Below are 15,494 nucleotides of genomic sequence, written 5' to 3'. Positions count from 1 at the left end.
ACCGGCTTGGTTGCTGACCCCGGCGCAGAGGCGCGGTACGATGGGTGACGACGAGTCGGGAACGCTGCTTTTCGAGTGGGCGCGGCAGCCCGGCACAGGCGGGCGGGCGCCCCGCGACGATACAGGACCGAACATGGCGACGGATCATATTCGATACGATGTGTTGGCGCGCGACGCGCTGCGCGGGGTGCTGCGCCGGGTTTTGAGCGATGCCGCCGCCCATGGGCTTCCCGGCGAACACCATTTCTTCATCACCTTCGTGTCCAAGGCCGAAGGCGTGAAGCTCTCGCCGCGGCTGCTGGCGCAGTATCCGGAGGAGATGACGATCATCCTTCAGCACCAGTTCTGGGATCTGGTGGTGACCGAGGATCGCTTCGAGGTCGGGCTGTCGTTCGGCGGCATTCCGGAACGGCTGGTCGTGCCGTTCCACGCCATCAAGAGCTTCTTCGATCCTTCGGTGCAGTTCGGGCTGCAATTCGAGCCGTCCGAGGCCATTGCCGAGACGCCCGCCAGCCCGAAGCTTCCGGCAGCCCCTGCCCCTGCGATGGCACCGGCTCCGGTCGCCGCGGCCAGCGCGGCGGATGACCAGCCGGAACCGCCCGCTCCCTCCGGAGAAGGCGCGGAGGTCGTTCGCCTCGACCGCTTCCGTAAGAAGTAGGCGCATTCGTCGCGCACGGAACGGCGGACCACGCCATAGATTGAAGCATGCTTGAACCGGAACAGTCCGGTTCGCGACCAATCATGGGCATGCTTCATGACGAATTCAGCTAATTCATTTTCAGATCGGCCGACGCGCACCGAGACCGACAGCCTTGGCCCGATCGAGGTCGCAGCCGACCGCTACTGGGGCGCTCAGACCGAACGCAGTCGGCAGAATTTTCGGATCGGAAACGATCGGATGCCGATGGGCCTCGTGCGCGCCCTGGCGCTGGTGAAGCGCGCTGCGGCACAGACGAACCGCGAGCTCGGACTTCTGGAGCCACCGACGGCGGAGGCGATCATCAGCGCCGCCCAGGAGGTCATCGACGGCAAGCTCGACGACCATTTCCCACTCGTCGTCTGGCAGACCGGCTCCGGCACTCAGACCAATATGAACCTCAATGAGGTGATCGCAAACCGCGCCAGTGAGCTGCTGGGCGGCCAGCTCGGGACCAAAAAGCCCGTGCACCCGAACGATCACGTCAACATGAGCCAGTCGTCGAACGATTCGTTCCCGACAGCGATGCATATCGCGGCGGCGCAGGCCATTGCCGGCCACCTGCTGCCGGCCCTCTCGGAGCTGCTGGCGGCTTTGCGCGCCCGGCAGGAGGCGTTCTCCGGCATCGTCAAGATCGGCCGGACCCACACCCAGGATGCAACGCCGCTGACGCTCGGACAGGAGTTTTCCGGCTACGCGGCTCAAGTCGAGAGCGCCATCGCCCGGATCGAGACCGCCGCCCGCGATTTGTTGCCGCTGGCCCAGGGCGGCACGGCCGTGGGCACCGGGCTGAACGCCGCCCCCGAGTTCGCCAATTTGTTCGCCAGACACGTCGCGGACATCGTCGGGCTGCCCTTCACCAGTGCCGTCAACAAATTCGAGGCTTTGGCGTCGAACGACGCCTATGTCTATGCGCACGGCGCGATCAATGCCGCCGCCGCCGGCCTGTTCAAGATCGCCAACGATATTCGCCTGCTGGGGTCCGGCCCCCGTTCAGGGCTGGGCGAACTGATTCTGCCCGAGAACGAGCCCGGCTCTTCCATCATGCCAGGCAAGATAAATCCGACTCAGTGCGAAGCACTAACGATGGTATGCTGCCAAGTATTCGGTAATCACACCGCTATTACGATCGCCGGCAGCCAAGGTCATTTCGAACTGAACGTCTACAAACCATTACTCACACATTGCATGATGCAATCCATACAATTACTAGGTGATTCTGCCCGTTCATTCAGCGAACATTGCGTGGCCGGAATTCGCGCCGATGAGAAGCGGATTCGCGAGCTAATGGAACGTTCGTTGATGCTGGTGACCGCGCTGGCGCCGAAGATCGGCTACGACAACGCCGCCAAGGTGGCGAAGACAGCGCATCAGAACGGCACCACCTTGAAAGAAGAAGCGACGCGGCTCGGCTTCGTATCCGAAGATGAATTTGATGCTCTGGTCCAGCCTGAGAAGATGACCAGGCCCGGGAGATCGTGACGGTAGTACCGTAGTACTACGGGGGGTGATGCAATTCTCGCCGTTAACCCCTAAAGGATACTCTCGACTACAAGTTCTGCTGCGTTTGGTGAAATACTTGCCCCGCTCGCAACGAAGCGATTGGCGACGAACTATCAGGGAGCGATGACGTGATCGTCCGAATAACGCCTTGGCTCATCTGTGCGACGGGGCTCGTCCCGCCGCAAGGTTCGACAGCTTACTGATCGGAGTGAAAATGGGGGACGTCATCAATCTGAAGCGTTTCAAGAAGCGCGTCGAGCGCGATCAGGCGACGAAAGCCGCTGAGACCAACCGCGCACGCTATGGCAGGACGAAGTTCGAACGCGCAACTGACGCTCAACGCGACAAGCGCGCGAATGAATTACTCGATCAACATCGTATCAATGGCGAGGACGCGTGATGAAGTCGCCCGTCGTAAAACGTTCAATCGTGGTTGCTGGTCACAAGACCAGCGTCAGCCTCGAAGAGGCGTTCTGGAACGGAATGAAGGAGATTTCGGGTCTCCGTAATATGACCCTGTCCGAACTGGTCGGGGAGATCGACAGCAATCGCCAGCAGGGCAACCTGTCGTCAGCGATCCGGCTGTTCGTGCTCGATCACTTCAAGAACCGCGCCGCCGGCACCCCCGCGGGCGAGCCGAAGGCGACGGTGGACAGCCGGCATTCGGCCTCTGCCGCGGCTCCTTGAGGCAGATCAGAGGGCGGTCCGCCCGGCCTGTTTAAAATCGCTCTAAGATGCAGCGGCATTTCGCATGCCGCGCTTGACCTCTTGGCACGCGATTGAAAATACAGGCTATGAGCGAAATCTGCGATACACGGCCGCCTCAGCCGCTCGGCTTGGCCCGGCGGGGCTATACTGGAACGATCCAGCACCTCGCCGCTGGCGACGCGAGGTCGTCTCTCTCGGACATCGAGCTCGAGAGCCGGCTCATCGAGCTCGGCTTTGTCGAGGGCGCCCGCGTCGAAATCCTGCATGAGGGGATCGTCGGGCGCGACCCGATCGCCGTGCGCGTGGATAACATCACTGTCGCGGTCCGCCGGCGCGAAGCCATGGCCGTCATCGTGGCGTAACAAGCCGCGCGGAAGGCGTTGCCCATGGAAAGCCCCTTGCTGCATTTGGCCCTGGTGGGTACGCCCAACAGTGGCAAGACCTCGCTGTTCAACGCCCTGACGGGAAGCCGTCAGAAGGTCGCGAATTATCCCGGGGTCACGGTCGAGCGCAAAGAGGGCGCCTTTGTCACCCCGCAGGGTCGTCAAATCTCGCTGGTCGACCTGCCGGGCACCTATTCCCTGCGCGGCCGCAGCCCGGACGAGGAGATCACGCGCGATTTCGTGCTTGGACGCGCCACCGGCGAAGTCCTGCCCGACCTCGTCCTGTGCGTGGCCGATTCCACCAATCTCCGATTGACGATCCGGCTCCTGCTCGAGCTCAAGAGCACCGGGCGCCCGCTGGCGCTCGTGCTGAACATGTTCGACATCGCCAAGCGGCGCGGCGTGACGGTCGACGTTGCCGGCCTGTCGCAAGCGCTGGGCGTTCCAGTCGTCACCTCGATCGCGGTCCGCAAGGGCGGGACCGACGACCTCCTGCGGCTGACCGACCAATTGCTGGCCCAGGCGGCTGACGCCGCCGGCGATCGCGCCAATACCTGGCGCCCTCTCACCGTCCCGGAGCTGCGTGCCACCCAGCGCGAGGCCGATCGGATCATCGCGGCCACCGTCAGCCTGCCCGAGCGTCCCGATACCTGGACGGCTCGGATCGATTCGGTGGCGTTGCATCCGGTCGGCGGTCTGCTCGTTCTGCTGGTCATTCTCTTCGTGATGTTCCAGGCGGTGTTCGCCTGGGCGCAACCATTGATGCAAGTGCTGTCGGCGTCGTTCGACGCGCTCGGCCAGCTCGTTCACGACCAACTGCCCGAAGGGCTGCTGCAGAGCTTCCTGCAGAACGGCGTGATTTCTGGAGTCGGCAGCGTCATCGTCTTCCTGCCGCAGATCATCATCATCTTCCTGTTCATCCTGCTGCTGGAAGATTTCGGCTACATGGCCCGCGCCGCGTTCCTGATGGACCGCATCATGGGCGGCGCCGGGCTGCATGGCCGGGCCTTCATTCCCCTGCTCTCGAGCTTCGCCTGCGCCATTCCCGGCATCATGGCGACGCGCGTGATCGACAACAGGCGCGACCGGCTCACCACGATTCTGATCGCGCCGCTGATGACCTGCTCGGCGCGCATCCCGGTCTATACGCTGATCATCTCGGCCTTCATCCCGCCGACCAAGGTGTGGGGCTTGATCAACCTGCAGGGCCTCGTGATGTTCGGGCTCTATGCCGCGGGGATCGTGAGCGCGCTCGCGGTGTCGTTCCTGATCAAGTTCTTCATGATGCGCGACTATCAGCCGGCGCCGTTCATGCTGGAGCTGCCGGATTACAAGATGCCGCGGCTGCGCGGCATCGCGATCGGTATCTACACCCGCGCCAAGATGTTCCTGCAGCGGGCCGGCACCACGATCTTTGCGATGATGGTGCTGATCTGGTTTCTGGCCTCGTTCCCCCAGCCCCCGGAGGGCGCCACCGAGCCGGCGATCAATTACAGCCTGGCGGCCATGATCGGCCAGGCCATCGCTCCCCTGCTCACCCCGGTCGGCTTCAACTGGCAGATCGCGGTGGCGCTGGTGCCCGGCATGGCCGCCCGCGAGGTCGCGGTGGCGGCGCTCGGCACGGTCTATGCGATCGAAGGCGGCAAGGAGGCGGCCGAGCAGATCGGACAGGTGCTGGCGAGCAAATGGAGCCTCGCCACCGCGCTGGCCCTGCTCGCCTGGTACATCTTCGCTCCGCAATGCGCCTCGACGCTTGCTGTCATCCGCCGCGAGACCGGCAGCTGGCGCTGGATGGCCGTGACCTTCTTCTACATGTTCGCGCTCGCCTATGCGGCGGCGTTTGCGACCTACCACATCGCGGTCGCGATGGGCGCGGGCTGACCTGTCCCGCGCCCCATGCGCGTCATCGCGCGGCAGGATCGACGTGCAGTGCGAAACCGCAGGCTTGGGAATTACCGAGTTCGGGCCGCAACTGCATCGACGGGATCAGATAGTCGCCGTGATTCTGCCGCCGGTAGGGGATCGGCTGGTCCGTGAACAGCGTCCGCATCCGCTCCCGCAAGCGCCCAGCAATGGCATCGAAGCCGGTCTCATCGAGCCGATTTACCCGGTGCGCCACAAAGGCCGGCAGCACATCGAAGCCGGGATAGAACAGAATGCCGTGGTTGATCGGAAACAAGAGGTCATCGATCGGCCCATTGATGCCGCGCTCGGAGTAGTGCTCCTCCCAGCCCCCGGTGGTCACGATCAGCATCGCGCGCTTGCCGGCGAACACGCCCTCGCCATAGCGGTTGCCCCAGCGCTTGTCGCTGTGTTCGCCGACGCCGTAGGTGAAGCCGTAGGAATAGACCCGATCGACCCAGCCCTTCAGGATCGCAGGCATCGTGAACCACCACAGCGGAAACTGCAGGATGACAGCGTCGGCCCAGAGCAGCTTGTCCTGCTCGGCCCTGACGTCCTCGGTGAGGGTATGGGTCTTGAAGGCTTCGCCCGACGCCGTCGCGACGTTGAGGCGCGCGTCCGCCGGCAGCTGCGGGAAGTCGTCGCGGTCGGCCGACGGCTTCCAGCCCATGGCGTAGAGGTCGGAGATCCTGACCTCATGGCCCTGGGCCTTGAGCTCAGCGACCGCGGCGTCGCGCAGGGCGCCGTTCAGCGAGCGGGGTTCGGGATGGGCAAAGACGAGCAGGACATTCATGGCGGCGATCCTTTTGCTGGAACCGGCCACGACATAGACCTTCGCCCATTTACCCACTATCCTGCCAATATCGATAACATTATGCCGCTTTATGGATAAATTGGACGTCAGCATCGCCAATATGCGCAGCTTCGTCCGGGTGGCCGAGCGCGGCAGCCTCTCGGCGGTGGCGCGCGAGCTCGGGCTCGGCCAATCCACGGTCTCACGTCATTTGCAGGACCTGGAGGATGCAATCGGCGTCCCCCTGCTCAGCCGCACCACGCGGCGCGTCACACTGACCGACGAGGGCCGCCGCTATTACGCCAACTGCGTCCAGATCCTGCGGCTCGTCGAACAGGCCGGCGACGAGGCGCGCGGCACGCGCGGCGCGGCTGCTGGCATGATCCGCATCTCCTGCACGGCAGCGTTCGGCATCCTGCATGTCACCCGGCTCGTCTTCGCCTTCCAGGACCGCTATCCGGATATCGCGGTCGATCTCAATCTGACCGACGAACGCATCGACCTGGTGCGCGAGGGGGTCGACATCGCCCTGCGCCTCGCGCCGCTCACCGACAGCTCGATGAAGCTGCGTGGGCTCGGCCACTCGCACCGGCTGCTGGTCGCCGCTCCGGACTATCTGGCAGAGCGAGGCACGCCGCGCATGCCACAGGATCTGACTGGCCATGACGGCATCCGCATGCCCAACGTCGCCGGCAGCGACGTGCTCACCCTCGTGGCCCCGGACGGCGCGCACCATGAGGTGCCGTTCATCGGTCGCTTTCGTACCAATCACGGCCTTGCCGTCCGCGAAGCCGCGCTCGCCGGGCGTGGCATCGCGGCCGCGCATGGCTGGCTGGTCGACGATCTCATTACCACCGGCAGGTTGACGGCGATCCTGCCCGACCATCGCCTGCCCTCGGTGCCGCTGAACATGCTGATCGTGCCGGAGCGAGCCGGCATCGCGCGGGTGCGGCTGCTGATCGAGCATCTGGCGGAGGAGATCGTCCGCCTGCCGGGCATCAGGCCGGAGCCGTGAGCTACAGCCGCGGCATCGTATCCGGCCGCACCTCGCGGGACTGGGCGGCGAGCCGGATCGGGGCGTTGACGGCCCCGAAACCCTGGTAATTGCGCCGCTGTACGATCTCGAAGAAGAAGCGCTCCTCGAAGATGTGCGTGTACACCTGGAAGAACTCGGCGTCGCCGTCCCGGTCGTAGAGGATCTCGTTGGCGCGAAGCGACGCGATCGTCTCGGGCGCCAGATCGTATTTGGCTTCGAGATCGTCGTAGTAGTTGTCGGGAATGTCGAGGAAGCCGGCGCCGCGGGCGCGCATCTCGGCCACCGCGGCAAAGATGTCGTCGCAGGAGAACGCGATATGCTGGACGCCGGAGCCGAAGAATTCCGAGATGAAGCGCGACGAGAGCGTGCGGGTCGCAGTCGATCCGTTGAGGATGAAGCGCAGGCTGCGATCGCCGTTGACGATCGCCTGGCTCTGCACGAGGCCCCTGGGATCGGCGATCTCCATCTGCGGCAAGCGGGAGAAGTCGATGAGCCCGGCATAGAACAGCAGCCAGGACAGCATCTCCTCATGCGGCATCGACTGCGCGATGTGATCGACCGCAACGAGACGATCGACCGCCTTGTCGCTGGCAACCGGTTCGAAGTCGACATCCCAGTGCCGGCCATGCGTATCGAGGAAATACAGCAGGCTGCCACCGACGCCGTGGATCGCCGGGATCTCCAGCTCTCCCGGACCGACCGGCTGCACGAAGGTGCGGGTCTTCAAGGACTGCGCTCGCGCCATGGCGCGGTCGGCGCTGTCAACGTCGAGCGCCAGCGCGCAAACGCCGGGTCCGTGCGTGACGTAATGCGAATGCGCGAAGCTCGCCGGCTCACAATTGATCACCAGCTCGATCGCGCCCTGCGACCAGCGCTGCACCGCCTTGCTGCGATGGCGCCCGGTGTTGCGGAAACCAAGCTGGCCAAACAACGCCGCCAGCGACGCCGCCTTGTCCTCGCTGACGGCGAATTCAACGAAGCCGATGCCATGGCTGGTGACGCGCGGCGCGAAGCGTTCCGCAGCAGCCGTTGGCATCTGCCCGGCCAGATCATCCTGCAGCAGCAGCAGCGAGCGCATGCCGTCGAGCGCGGTGCGCGGCGCCGAGCCGGCGCGGAACTGGTCGTTGAAGATCTCGAGCGACAGCGGCCCGGAATAGCCGGTCGCGGCCACGGCCTCCATGAATGCGCCGACCGGCAGATCGCCCTGCCCGGGAAAACTCCGGAAGTGACGACTCCAGGACAGTACATCGAGTTCGAGCTTCGGCGCGTCCGCGAGCTGCACCAGGAAGATCTTGTCGGCGGGAATGGCGCGGATCGCGTTGGTCGGCAGCGCCGGTGCCAGCGCGTGGAAGCTGTCGAGAATCACGCCAATCGCCTTGTGATCGGCGCGGCGCACGATCTCCCAGGCGTCGCGATAGTCATGGACGTGGCGGCCCCAGGCCAGCGCCTCGTAGCCAACGCGCAAGCCGCGCTTGGCCGCGCGCTCGCCGAGCTCATGGAAATCGGCGGCGGCACGGTCGATGCCGCCGAGCGAGGCCGGCGACACACTGCTGCAGATCAGCAACAGATCCGTGCCGAGCTCCTGCATGAGGTCGAACTTGCGCTCGGCGCGGACGAAGTTGCGCGAACGCTGCGGCTCCGGCATGCCCTCGAAATCGCGGAACGGCTGATAGGCGCAGATCGACAGCCCCAGGTCGCGGCACATCTGCCCGATCTCGCGCGGGCGCAACCCGAACGCAATCAGGTCATTCTCAAAGATCTCGACCGCTTCAAAGCCTGCCGCGGCAATCGCCTTGAGCTTCTCGTCGAGCGCGCCTGAGATGGAGACCGTCGCGATCGAGCGCGTGTTCATGCCGCCGTCTCCTCCATTGCTCCGCCCAGGAACAGCTGGCCGACCCGCGGATCGGCCAGCACGCGATCAGCCTTGTCGACGATCCGGGTGCGGCCAAGCTCGAGCACGATGCCGTAATCGGAGATCTCCAGCGCCGAGCGCGCATTCTGCTCGATCAGGAGCACCGAGACGCCACGGTCGCGCAGCTGCTTCAGCATATCGAAGGTCTGCTGCACCATTAAAGGCGACAGGCCGATCGACGGCTCGTCGATCAGCACCAGCTGCGGCTCGAGCAGCAGGCCGCGCGCGATCTCGAGCTGCTTCTGCTCGCCGCCTGACAGAGTCGAGGCCTGCCGCTCCGCCTTCTTGCGCAGCACCGGAAAGACGTCGAGCGCCGCCTCGACGCGGGCGGGAAGATCGATGCTGGCCGGCGCAGCAACGCCGCCGAGCTCGATATTGTGCCGCACCGACAGCTCGCCGAAGATGTTGCGGCCCTGCGGGATGTAGCAGATGCCGGCGCCCAGCAGCGCGCGCTGGCTCAAGCCCGTGACGTCGCGGCCCTTGAACATCACCTTGCCTTCGCGCAGCTTCAACAGGCCGAAGATCGCCCTGAACACGGTCGACTTGCCGGCACCGTTCGGTCCGATGACGGTGGTGATCGATCCCTTCGGCACCGAGAAGGTGGTGCCGTTGAGGATCGTCATCTTGCCGTAGCCGCCGACGAGATTCTGGACGTCGAGAATGGGATCGCTCATCGCCGCCTCCGTCAATGTCCGAGATAGGCTTCGATCACGGCCGGGTTGGCCCTGATCTCATCCGGCTTGCCGATCGCCAGCACCTTGCCTTCCGCCATCACCATGACGCGCGAGCACAGCGACATGACAAATTCCATGTTGTGCTCGATCACGACGAACGTGGCACGGCGCTCGCGGTTGATCGCGATCAGCCGCTCCTTGAGATCGCCGAGCATCGTCGGGTTTACGCCGCCGGCGGGTTCGTCGAGCAGCACCAGCCGCGGACCGCCCATGAACGCCATGGCCGCATCGAGCAGCTTCTGCTGCCCGTAGGACAGGCCACCGGCCGGCTCGTTGGCGAGATGCTCCAGCTTGAAGAAGCCGATCATCTGATCGGCGGTCGCGGTGAGACCCGCATCCGATGGCCCGAACAACCGCGACAGCATGCTGCCACGATGCTCCTGACCGGCAAGGATCAGATTGTCACGCACGGACAGTTTCGGGAACACCTGCAGCAGCTGGAAGGTGCGGCTGACGCCCAGACGATTCAGATCCGACGGCCGCTGGCCGGTCACGAGCTTGCCGTCGACCCTGACCTCACCTGCGCTCGGCACCAGCTGGCCGAGAATGCAGTTGAACAGGGTCGACTTGCCGCAGCCATTGGGACCGATCAGGCCGAGGATCTCGCCCGCTCCTGCACGTCGAAGCTGACGCCGTTGACGGCGGTGATGCCGCCAAAGCTCTTCTTGACATCGCGAACATCGAGGACTGCGGTCATCGAGCGGCCTCCAGTTTGGATTGGGCGGCGGCGCGCAAGGCCGACGCCGCCTGGGTCCGCCGCGAGCTGAGATAGCGGTCGAGGATGCCGAGGATGCCGCTCGGCGAATAGATCAGCAGCGCGATCACGGCCGCCGCATAGAGCATGAGGTAATAGCCTTCGGCAAAGCGCAGCCACTCCGGCAGCAGCACCGCGATCATGGCGCCGAGGAACGGCCCGAGCATGAAGCCGGAGCCGCCGACGATCACCATCATCAGGAGATCGAGCGAGAGCTGCAGGTTGAACGGAACGGGATCGACGTATTGCGTCAGCGGCGCATAGAGCACGCCGGCGATGCCGCCGAGCGCGGAGCCGATCGCGAACGCCATCAACGTGTAGCGACGGGTGTCGATGCCGAGGGACTGCGCCCGGATGGGATTCTCCCGCAGCGCCATGAAGGCGCGGCCCCAGGGCGAGCGGATCAGCCACCACATTGCGAGCGTGACCAGGCCGAGCGAGCCCAGGCAGAGATAATAGAACGGCAGCGGCTTGCGGGTCGGGAAGCCGAAGATCTCCGGGCGGGGAATGTTGCTGATGCCGTAGATGCCGTTGGTGAGCCAGCTCTCGTTGCGGAACACCAGGAACATCAGGGTCGAGAAGGCGAGCGTGACGAAGGCGAGATAATGATGCTGCACGCGCAGCGCCGGATAGCCGAGCAGCCAGCCGACGATGAAGCAGATCACGATGACGAGCCCGAGCGCGGATATCAGCGGCCAGCCATGCGTGGTCAGGATCGCCGCACCATAGGCGCCGATGCCGACGAAGGCGCCCTGCGCCAGCGACACCTGCCCGGCATAGCCGAGCGTGAGGTTGAGGCCCATCGCCGCGATCGTCATGACCGCCCACTGGCTCAGGATGTACAGGCCATAGCGGTTGAAGTTCATCGGGATGATGATCAGGCCGGCAATGACGATAATCGCCAGCGCGACGAGGAGCAGTCTGCTGTGCTTGCTCATACCGTGCGCTCCTCGGCTCGTCCGAGCAGGCCCTGCGGCCGGAACAGGATCATCAGGATCAGCAGCAGCATCGGCACGGCGGCGCGATACTGGGTGGAAACATAGGCGGCGGCGAGATTGTCGACGACGCCGATCAGCAAACCGCCGGCGATGGCGCCACGCACCTGGTTGAAGCCGCCGACGATCGCGGCGATGAAGGCCGCCTGCCCCAACACCTCGCCGCTGGAGAATTTAGCCAGATAGATCGGCGTGATCAGCACCGAGGCCAGCGCCACCAGCACGGCGTTGATCAGGAAGGTCAACAGGATCATGCGCTCGACGGGCACGCCGATGATCCGCGCCACCGTCGGGTTCTGCGCCGCCGCCTGCATCTGGTGACCCAGCGAGGTACGATTCAGCAACGTGGTCAGACCGACGACGGTCAGGATCGCAACAGCGAGCACGCCGAGGCTCTGCAGCGAGATCGCGCGGCCGAGGATGGACACATCGCCAACCGGCACGATCGAGGGGAATGGTGAGGCCTCGGCGCTGAAGAACTGCTTCACCGCCTCCTTGATCCCGATGGCGAGCGCCATGGTGGCGATCGCCAGCGGCAGCACGCCGTGCCGCAGCATCGGATCGACCAGCAGCATCTTGAAGGCGAGACCGAGCAGCAGCGCCGACAGGGCGATGCCAACGAGCACCGCGAGCCAGAACGGCGCGCCGAGATGCATCACCGCGAGCATCAGGAAGGCCGGCAGCATCACGAACTCGCCCTGGGCGAAGTTGATGGTCTGGGAGGTCTGCCACAGCAAGGTGAATCCGACGGCGACGAGCGCGTAGATGGCGCCGGTGGCGAGACCCGCCACGATCAGGTCGAGCAGATTGGACATGGTTTCCCCGTGAGCCCTTGGGTGACGGCGGCGCCGGACATCACCCCTCCAAGCGCCGCCGATCCACCGTTGTCCTCAGTTGAGTTTCGGCAGCACCTGCTTCACCACCTGCTTGCCCTCGACCACCTCGACCAGGAAGCCCTGGCGATCGATGTCGCCGTTCTGGTCGAAGGTGACATCCATCAGGATATTCGGCTCGGTCGACGTCTTGATGGTCAGGCCGTGCAAGGTGTCGGCGAACGCCTTGGAGTCGACCTTGCCCATCTTCTCGGTCGTCGCCTTGACCATGTAGATCGCAAGGTAACCCTTGAGACCATTATGGTCGGGCACGTAGTTGTACTTCTTCACGAAGCGGTCGCGGAACGCCTTGACGGCCTCGACCGGCGCATCGGTGGTGAGGCCGACATGGCCGCGCGCACCGTTGGCGGCGTCGCCGGCGAGCTCGATCACCTTCTGGCCGACCAGCGTGGTCTCGCCGATCAGCGGCACGGTGACGCCCTGGCGCTTGATCTCCTTCAGGATGCGCGCGCTCTCTTCCTCGTTGACGTAGATGAAGACGGCATCAGGCGCCGCCGCTTTGATCTTGCTGACGTCAGCCGCGAAGTCGGCCTGGCCGGCTTCGGTCGAGAGATCGGCTGCAACCTTGATGCCGAGCCTGTTGAACTCCTTGGTGATGACGTCGCGTCCGCCGCGGCCGAAATCGTTGTTGACCCAGACCACCGCAACCGACTTCGCCTTCAGCTCGTCGTTGACGTATTTCGCGACCTTCGGCATCGACGATTGCTGGCCGAATGAAGTGCGGAACAGGAACTTGTTACCGGCCTGCGTGAGCTCGGCCGCCTCGCCACCCATGATCTGGGTGATGCCGGCTTCAGCGGCCAAAGGCGCCGTTACCTTCACCGAGCCCGAATAGCCGGGCCCGAGCAGCACATAGGGCTCGCCGTCCAGCGCCTTCTGCACCTGGGCCCGCGCGACGCCGGGGTTCGATTGCGAGTCAGCGTGGCTGACCTCGATCTTGCGGCCGAGGATACCGCCCTTGGCGTTGATCTCCTCGACGGCGAGGTCGATGCCGTTTTTCCAATTGTTGCCGACAGTGGCGCCGCCGCCTGAGAGCTCGGCGACGTCAGCGATCTTGATGGGCGCTCCGGATTGCGCGTAGGCAGCTCCGGTGAGCAGCGCGGCCGAGCACAGGCCAGCCAGGATGATCGATCTCACGTTGTTTCCTCCTCTGCTTTAAACGCTTGTTTGCGTTTCTTGCTTGAACGAATGGTCCGGCGCGTATTGACCGCCGGCTCAGGCGGCGTCAACCGCCGGATATCTTTCCGCCATGTGATTGTCGAACGCCGCCCCCATCGCTTCGGTCGAGGGCGCAAGCCCGGTGAACAGCTCGAAGGCGTCGGCGGCCTGATAGATGGCGAGTTCGCGGCCGAGCAGGACCTGCGCTCCCCTCGCCTTGGCGGCCTTCAGCAGCGGCGTCCACAGCGGTGAGTAGACGGCGTCGGCCACCCAGAGACCGGTGCGCAAGAGATGATCGGGGACTGGCGTGCCGCGGTTTGGCAGCATTCCGATCGGCGTCCCATTGACGGCACCGGCCGCGCCCTGCAGCGCCTGCTCGAGACTGTCGACGACCACTGCTCCGATGCTTGCAGGAAGGAGACGCGCAAGCCGCTCGGCGCGGGCGCGTTCAGTGTCATAGATGCGCAGCCCAGCGACGTTGAGGTTCGCAAGTGCGAAGGCAATCGCCTTGCCGACGCCACCAGCGCCGATGAGCGCCACGGCGCCGCGACCGGTCTGGTTCAACAACGGCGCGACCGCGCGCTCAAAGCCTGTGGTGTCCGTATTGTGCCCGACCAGCCGGCCGTCGCGCACGACGACGGTATTGACGGCGCCCATCGCTGCCGCCTTCGGCGCGAGTTCGTCGAGCAGTTCGACCACGGCTTCCTTATAGGGGTAGGTCACATTGACCCCGGCGAAGCCCAGCCGGCGCACGCCTTCGAGCAGCGTCGTAAGGCCCGCCCGGTCGGCACCAGCGACCTCGATCAGCTGGTAGTGGCAGCGGACGCCGAGCGCCGCCGCAGCATGTTCGTGCATCGCGGGAGACGCCGAATGCGCGATCGGCGCACCGATCAAGCCGGTCAGGAATTTGCGGGCTTTGAGCGCGGAAAGATCAGGCACGTTCGCTTCAGTCTCTGCTGCCGCCTCGCGCGATCGCCGCACGAGCGATGAATGATGCGGCGCACGATAGCGCGTCCGTCCGCTAACACAATTACCCAATTATCCGCCGAACCTAACATCATGTTATCTTTCGTTGGCGGGCGCCTTGGCGGCCTTCGCTGCCGGGCGGCGGCCCGGCTCCACAGCGCGCATCTCGGCACGCAGACAGTCGATGAAGTGCTCGGCATAGAGCGACAATGGCGTTCCACGCTTGACGGCGATGTAGGTGTCGAAGCGGGTCGGCTCAGCGATCTTGATGAGCTCGATGCCAGGATAGCCGCCATGCGCCACCGTGAACTGGTCGATGACCGCGATGCCGAGCCCGGCCTTCACGAGCGCACAGACCGTGGTGCCAAAGCGCGCCTTGATCGAGATGTTGTAGCTCAGCCTGTTGCGCGCGAAGATCTCGGCCATGATCCGGCCGTAGGGATCGTTGGGATCGATGCCGATCAGCGGATAGCGCGTCATCTCGGCGGCGGAGACCTGCTTGCGGCCGGCGAGCTCATGGCCGGACGGGACGATGCAGAACAATTCGCCCGACGCCAACGGCAGGAATTCAAGCGCGGAATGGTCGAGGCGGTAGCTCATCGCCACGCACTCGCCTTTGCCCAGCATCAGATAGTCGATCGCCTCCTCGATCTTGAGGATGTTGATGTCGATGCCGAGATCGGGATAGCGGCGGCGGACGCGCTCGATCGCGCGCGGCACCATGACCTGGGAAATGCTGGGGACCGAGCCGATGCGCAGCTCGGACAGCGCGCCGCGGCCGATATTGGAGATGATGTAGCTGAGATCGTCGACCTTCTCGTAGACGCTGTTGATCTGCGCGAAGATGTTCTGCGCCTCGGGGGTCGGGAAGTAGCGACCGTTCTGGCGCTGGAAGAAGCGGATGCCGAGCGAGCGCTCGGTGTATTTCACCAGCCGGCTGACGCCCGGCGCCGACACCTTCAACAGCCGCGCCGCGCCATTGATGGTGCCCGTCACCATGACCGCGCGGATGACCTCGACCTGGCGCAACGTCATCATCGGCGCTGCCCCTCCCCGACGC

Annotated in this window: 15 protein-coding genes and 1 pseudogene; 7 read left to right on the top strand and 9 right to left on the bottom strand. The window is 64.7% G+C overall.

Going from position 1 to position 15,494, the window contains the following annotated elements; all coding sequences use genetic code 11:
• Nucleotides 1-133 precede the first annotated feature (133 nt).
• The 6 genes from ACVIJ6_RS20315 to feoB all read left to right on the top strand — a co-directional run bounded on the left by ACVIJ6_RS20315 (nucleotide 134) and on the right by feoB (nucleotide 5,172).
• A complete protein-coding gene (locus ACVIJ6_RS20315; protein WP_456774137.1) occupies nucleotides 134-658 on the top strand; it encodes an SspB family protein in 525 nt (174 codons plus the stop codon).
• A 96-nt stretch (nucleotides 659-754) separates the two neighbouring features.
• Complete coding sequence (gene fumC, locus ACVIJ6_RS20310) at nucleotides 755-2,179, top strand: class II fumarate hydratase (RefSeq protein ID WP_456774136.1); 1,425 nt, start codon at nucleotides 755-757, stop codon at nucleotides 2,177-2,179.
• 235 nt (nucleotides 2,180-2,414) lie between these two features.
• Nucleotides 2,415-2,600, top strand: coding sequence for a DUF4169 family protein (locus ACVIJ6_RS20305; RefSeq protein ID WP_456774135.1), 186 nt, complete (start codon nucleotides 2,415-2,417; stop codon nucleotides 2,598-2,600).
• A complete protein-coding gene (locus tag ACVIJ6_RS20300) occupies nucleotides 2,600-2,887 on the top strand; it encodes a ribbon-helix-helix domain-containing protein (RefSeq protein ID WP_456774134.1) in 288 nt (95 codons plus the stop codon). Before ACVIJ6_RS20305 ends, ACVIJ6_RS20300 begins: the two co-directional genes overlap by 1 nt.
• Nucleotides 2,888-2,994: 107 nt before the next feature.
• Nucleotides 2,995-3,270 carry a FeoA family protein gene (locus ACVIJ6_RS20295; RefSeq protein ID WP_456774133.1) on the top strand — a complete coding sequence of 92 codons (276 nt, stop codon included), beginning with the start codon at nucleotides 2,995-2,997 and terminating at the stop codon, nucleotides 3,268-3,270.
• Nucleotides 3,271-3,294: 24 nt separating this feature from the next.
• A complete protein-coding gene (feoB, locus tag ACVIJ6_RS20290; protein WP_012045987.1) occupies nucleotides 3,295-5,172 on the top strand; it encodes a ferrous iron transporter B in 1,878 nt (625 codons plus the stop codon).
• 22 nt (nucleotides 5,173-5,194) lie between these two features.
• On the opposite strand, the gene ACVIJ6_RS20285 is transcribed toward feoB, so the two are convergent.
• Nucleotides 5,195-5,986, bottom strand: a complete 792-nt coding sequence (locus tag ACVIJ6_RS20285; RefSeq protein WP_456774132.1) for an NAD(P)H-dependent oxidoreductase — start codon at nucleotides 5,984-5,986, stop codon at nucleotides 5,195-5,197.
• 91 nt (nucleotides 5,987-6,077) lie between these two features.
• Between ACVIJ6_RS20285 and ACVIJ6_RS20280 the strand changes: the two genes are divergently transcribed.
• Nucleotides 6,078-7,001, top strand: coding sequence for a LysR family transcriptional regulator (locus ACVIJ6_RS20280; RefSeq protein ID WP_456774131.1), 924 nt, complete (start codon nucleotides 6,078-6,080; stop codon nucleotides 6,999-7,001).
• Between the two features lies 1 nt (nucleotide 7,002).
• On the opposite strand, the gene ACVIJ6_RS20275 is transcribed toward ACVIJ6_RS20280, so the two are convergent.
• The 8 genes and pseudogenes from ACVIJ6_RS20275 to ACVIJ6_RS20240 all read right to left on the bottom strand — a co-directional run bounded on the left by ACVIJ6_RS20275 (nucleotide 7,003) and on the right by ACVIJ6_RS20240 (nucleotide 15,472).
• Nucleotides 7,003-8,874 carry a bifunctional sugar phosphate isomerase/epimerase/4-hydroxyphenylpyruvate dioxygenase family protein gene (locus tag ACVIJ6_RS20275; protein ID WP_456774130.1) on the bottom strand — a complete coding sequence of 624 codons (1,872 nt, stop codon included), beginning with the start codon at nucleotides 8,872-8,874 and terminating at the stop codon, nucleotides 7,003-7,005.
• Nucleotides 8,871-9,608 carry an ABC transporter ATP-binding protein gene (locus ACVIJ6_RS20270; RefSeq protein ID WP_456774129.1) on the bottom strand — a complete coding sequence of 246 codons (738 nt, stop codon included), beginning with the start codon at nucleotides 9,606-9,608 and terminating at the stop codon, nucleotides 8,871-8,873. The genes ACVIJ6_RS20275 and ACVIJ6_RS20270 overlap by 4 nt, the downstream gene beginning before the upstream one ends.
• An 11-nt stretch (nucleotides 9,609-9,619) precedes the next feature.
• Nucleotides 9,620-10,365 (bottom strand): annotated as a pseudogene (locus ACVIJ6_RS20265) (ABC transporter ATP-binding protein).
• Entirely contained in the window at nucleotides 10,362-11,360 is a 999-nt protein-coding gene (locus ACVIJ6_RS20260) for a branched-chain amino acid ABC transporter permease (protein ID WP_012045993.1), read from the bottom strand. Before ACVIJ6_RS20260 ends, ACVIJ6_RS20265 begins: the two are co-directional and overlap by 4 nt.
• Nucleotides 11,357-12,232, bottom strand: a complete 876-nt coding sequence (locus ACVIJ6_RS20255; protein ID WP_456774128.1) for a branched-chain amino acid ABC transporter permease — start codon at nucleotides 12,230-12,232, stop codon at nucleotides 11,357-11,359. The genes ACVIJ6_RS20260 and ACVIJ6_RS20255 overlap by 4 nt, the downstream gene beginning before the upstream one ends.
• Before the next feature lie 75 nt (nucleotides 12,233-12,307).
• Nucleotides 12,308-13,447: an ABC transporter substrate-binding protein gene (locus ACVIJ6_RS20250; protein WP_456774127.1), complete on the bottom strand. Its 1,140-nt coding sequence runs from the start codon at nucleotides 13,445-13,447 to the stop codon at nucleotides 12,308-12,310.
• 78 nt (nucleotides 13,448-13,525) lie between these two features.
• Nucleotides 13,526-14,407, bottom strand: a complete 882-nt coding sequence (locus ACVIJ6_RS20245; RefSeq protein ID WP_456774126.1) for a shikimate dehydrogenase — start codon at nucleotides 14,405-14,407, stop codon at nucleotides 13,526-13,528.
• Between the two features lie 123 nt (nucleotides 14,408-14,530).
• Nucleotides 14,531-15,472 carry a LysR family transcriptional regulator gene (locus ACVIJ6_RS20240; RefSeq protein ID WP_456774125.1) on the bottom strand — a complete coding sequence of 314 codons (942 nt, stop codon included), beginning with the start codon at nucleotides 15,470-15,472 and terminating at the stop codon, nucleotides 14,531-14,533.
• Nucleotides 15,473-15,494: the final 22 nt, after the last annotated feature.

The sequence above is a fragment of the Bradyrhizobium sp. USDA 4369 genome, assembly GCF_054056435.1.
This window is presented reverse-complemented; position numbering and strand designations above follow the sequence as displayed.

What these genes read in the sequence shown, in the direction of transcription:
- ACVIJ6_RS20255 (WP_456774128.1), bottom strand. Translation starts at nt 12,232, where the DNA reads ATGTCCAATCTGCTCGACCTGATCGTGGCGGGTCTCGCCACCGGCGCC.
- fumC (WP_456774136.1), top strand. Translation starts at nt 755, where the DNA reads ATGACGAATTCAGCTAATTCATTTTCAGATCGGCCGACGCGCACCGAG.
- ACVIJ6_RS20295 (WP_456774133.1), top strand. Translation starts at nt 2,995, where the DNA reads ATGAGCGAAATCTGCGATACACGGCCGCCTCAGCCGCTCGGCTTGGCC.
- ACVIJ6_RS20315 (WP_456774137.1), top strand. Translation starts at nt 134, where the DNA reads ATGGCGACGGATCATATTCGATACGATGTGTTGGCGCGCGACGCGCTG.
- ACVIJ6_RS20300 (WP_456774134.1), top strand. Translation starts at nt 2,600, where the DNA reads ATGAAGTCGCCCGTCGTAAAACGTTCAATCGTGGTTGCTGGTCACAAG.
- ACVIJ6_RS20275 (WP_456774130.1), bottom strand. Translation starts at nt 8,874, where the DNA reads ATGAACACGCGCTCGATCGCGACGGTCTCCATCTCAGGCGCGCTCGAC.
- ACVIJ6_RS20280 (WP_456774131.1), top strand. Translation starts at nt 6,078, where the DNA reads ATGGATAAATTGGACGTCAGCATCGCCAATATGCGCAGCTTCGTCCGG.
- ACVIJ6_RS20240 (WP_456774125.1), bottom strand. Translation starts at nt 15,472, where the DNA reads ATGATGACGTTGCGCCAGGTCGAGGTCATCCGCGCGGTCATGGTGACG.
- ACVIJ6_RS20270 (WP_456774129.1), bottom strand. Translation starts at nt 9,608, where the DNA reads ATGAGCGATCCCATTCTCGACGTCCAGAATCTCGTCGGCGGCTACGGC.
- ACVIJ6_RS20305 (WP_456774135.1), top strand. Translation starts at nt 2,415, where the DNA reads ATGGGGGACGTCATCAATCTGAAGCGTTTCAAGAAGCGCGTCGAGCGC.
- ACVIJ6_RS20260 (WP_012045993.1), bottom strand. Translation starts at nt 11,360, where the DNA reads ATGAGCAAGCACAGCAGACTGCTCCTCGTCGCGCTGGCGATTATCGTC.
- ACVIJ6_RS20285 (WP_456774132.1), bottom strand. Translation starts at nt 5,986, where the DNA reads ATGAATGTCCTGCTCGTCTTTGCCCATCCCGAACCCCGCTCGCTGAAC.
- feoB (WP_012045987.1), top strand. Translation starts at nt 3,295, where the DNA reads ATGGAAAGCCCCTTGCTGCATTTGGCCCTGGTGGGTACGCCCAACAGT.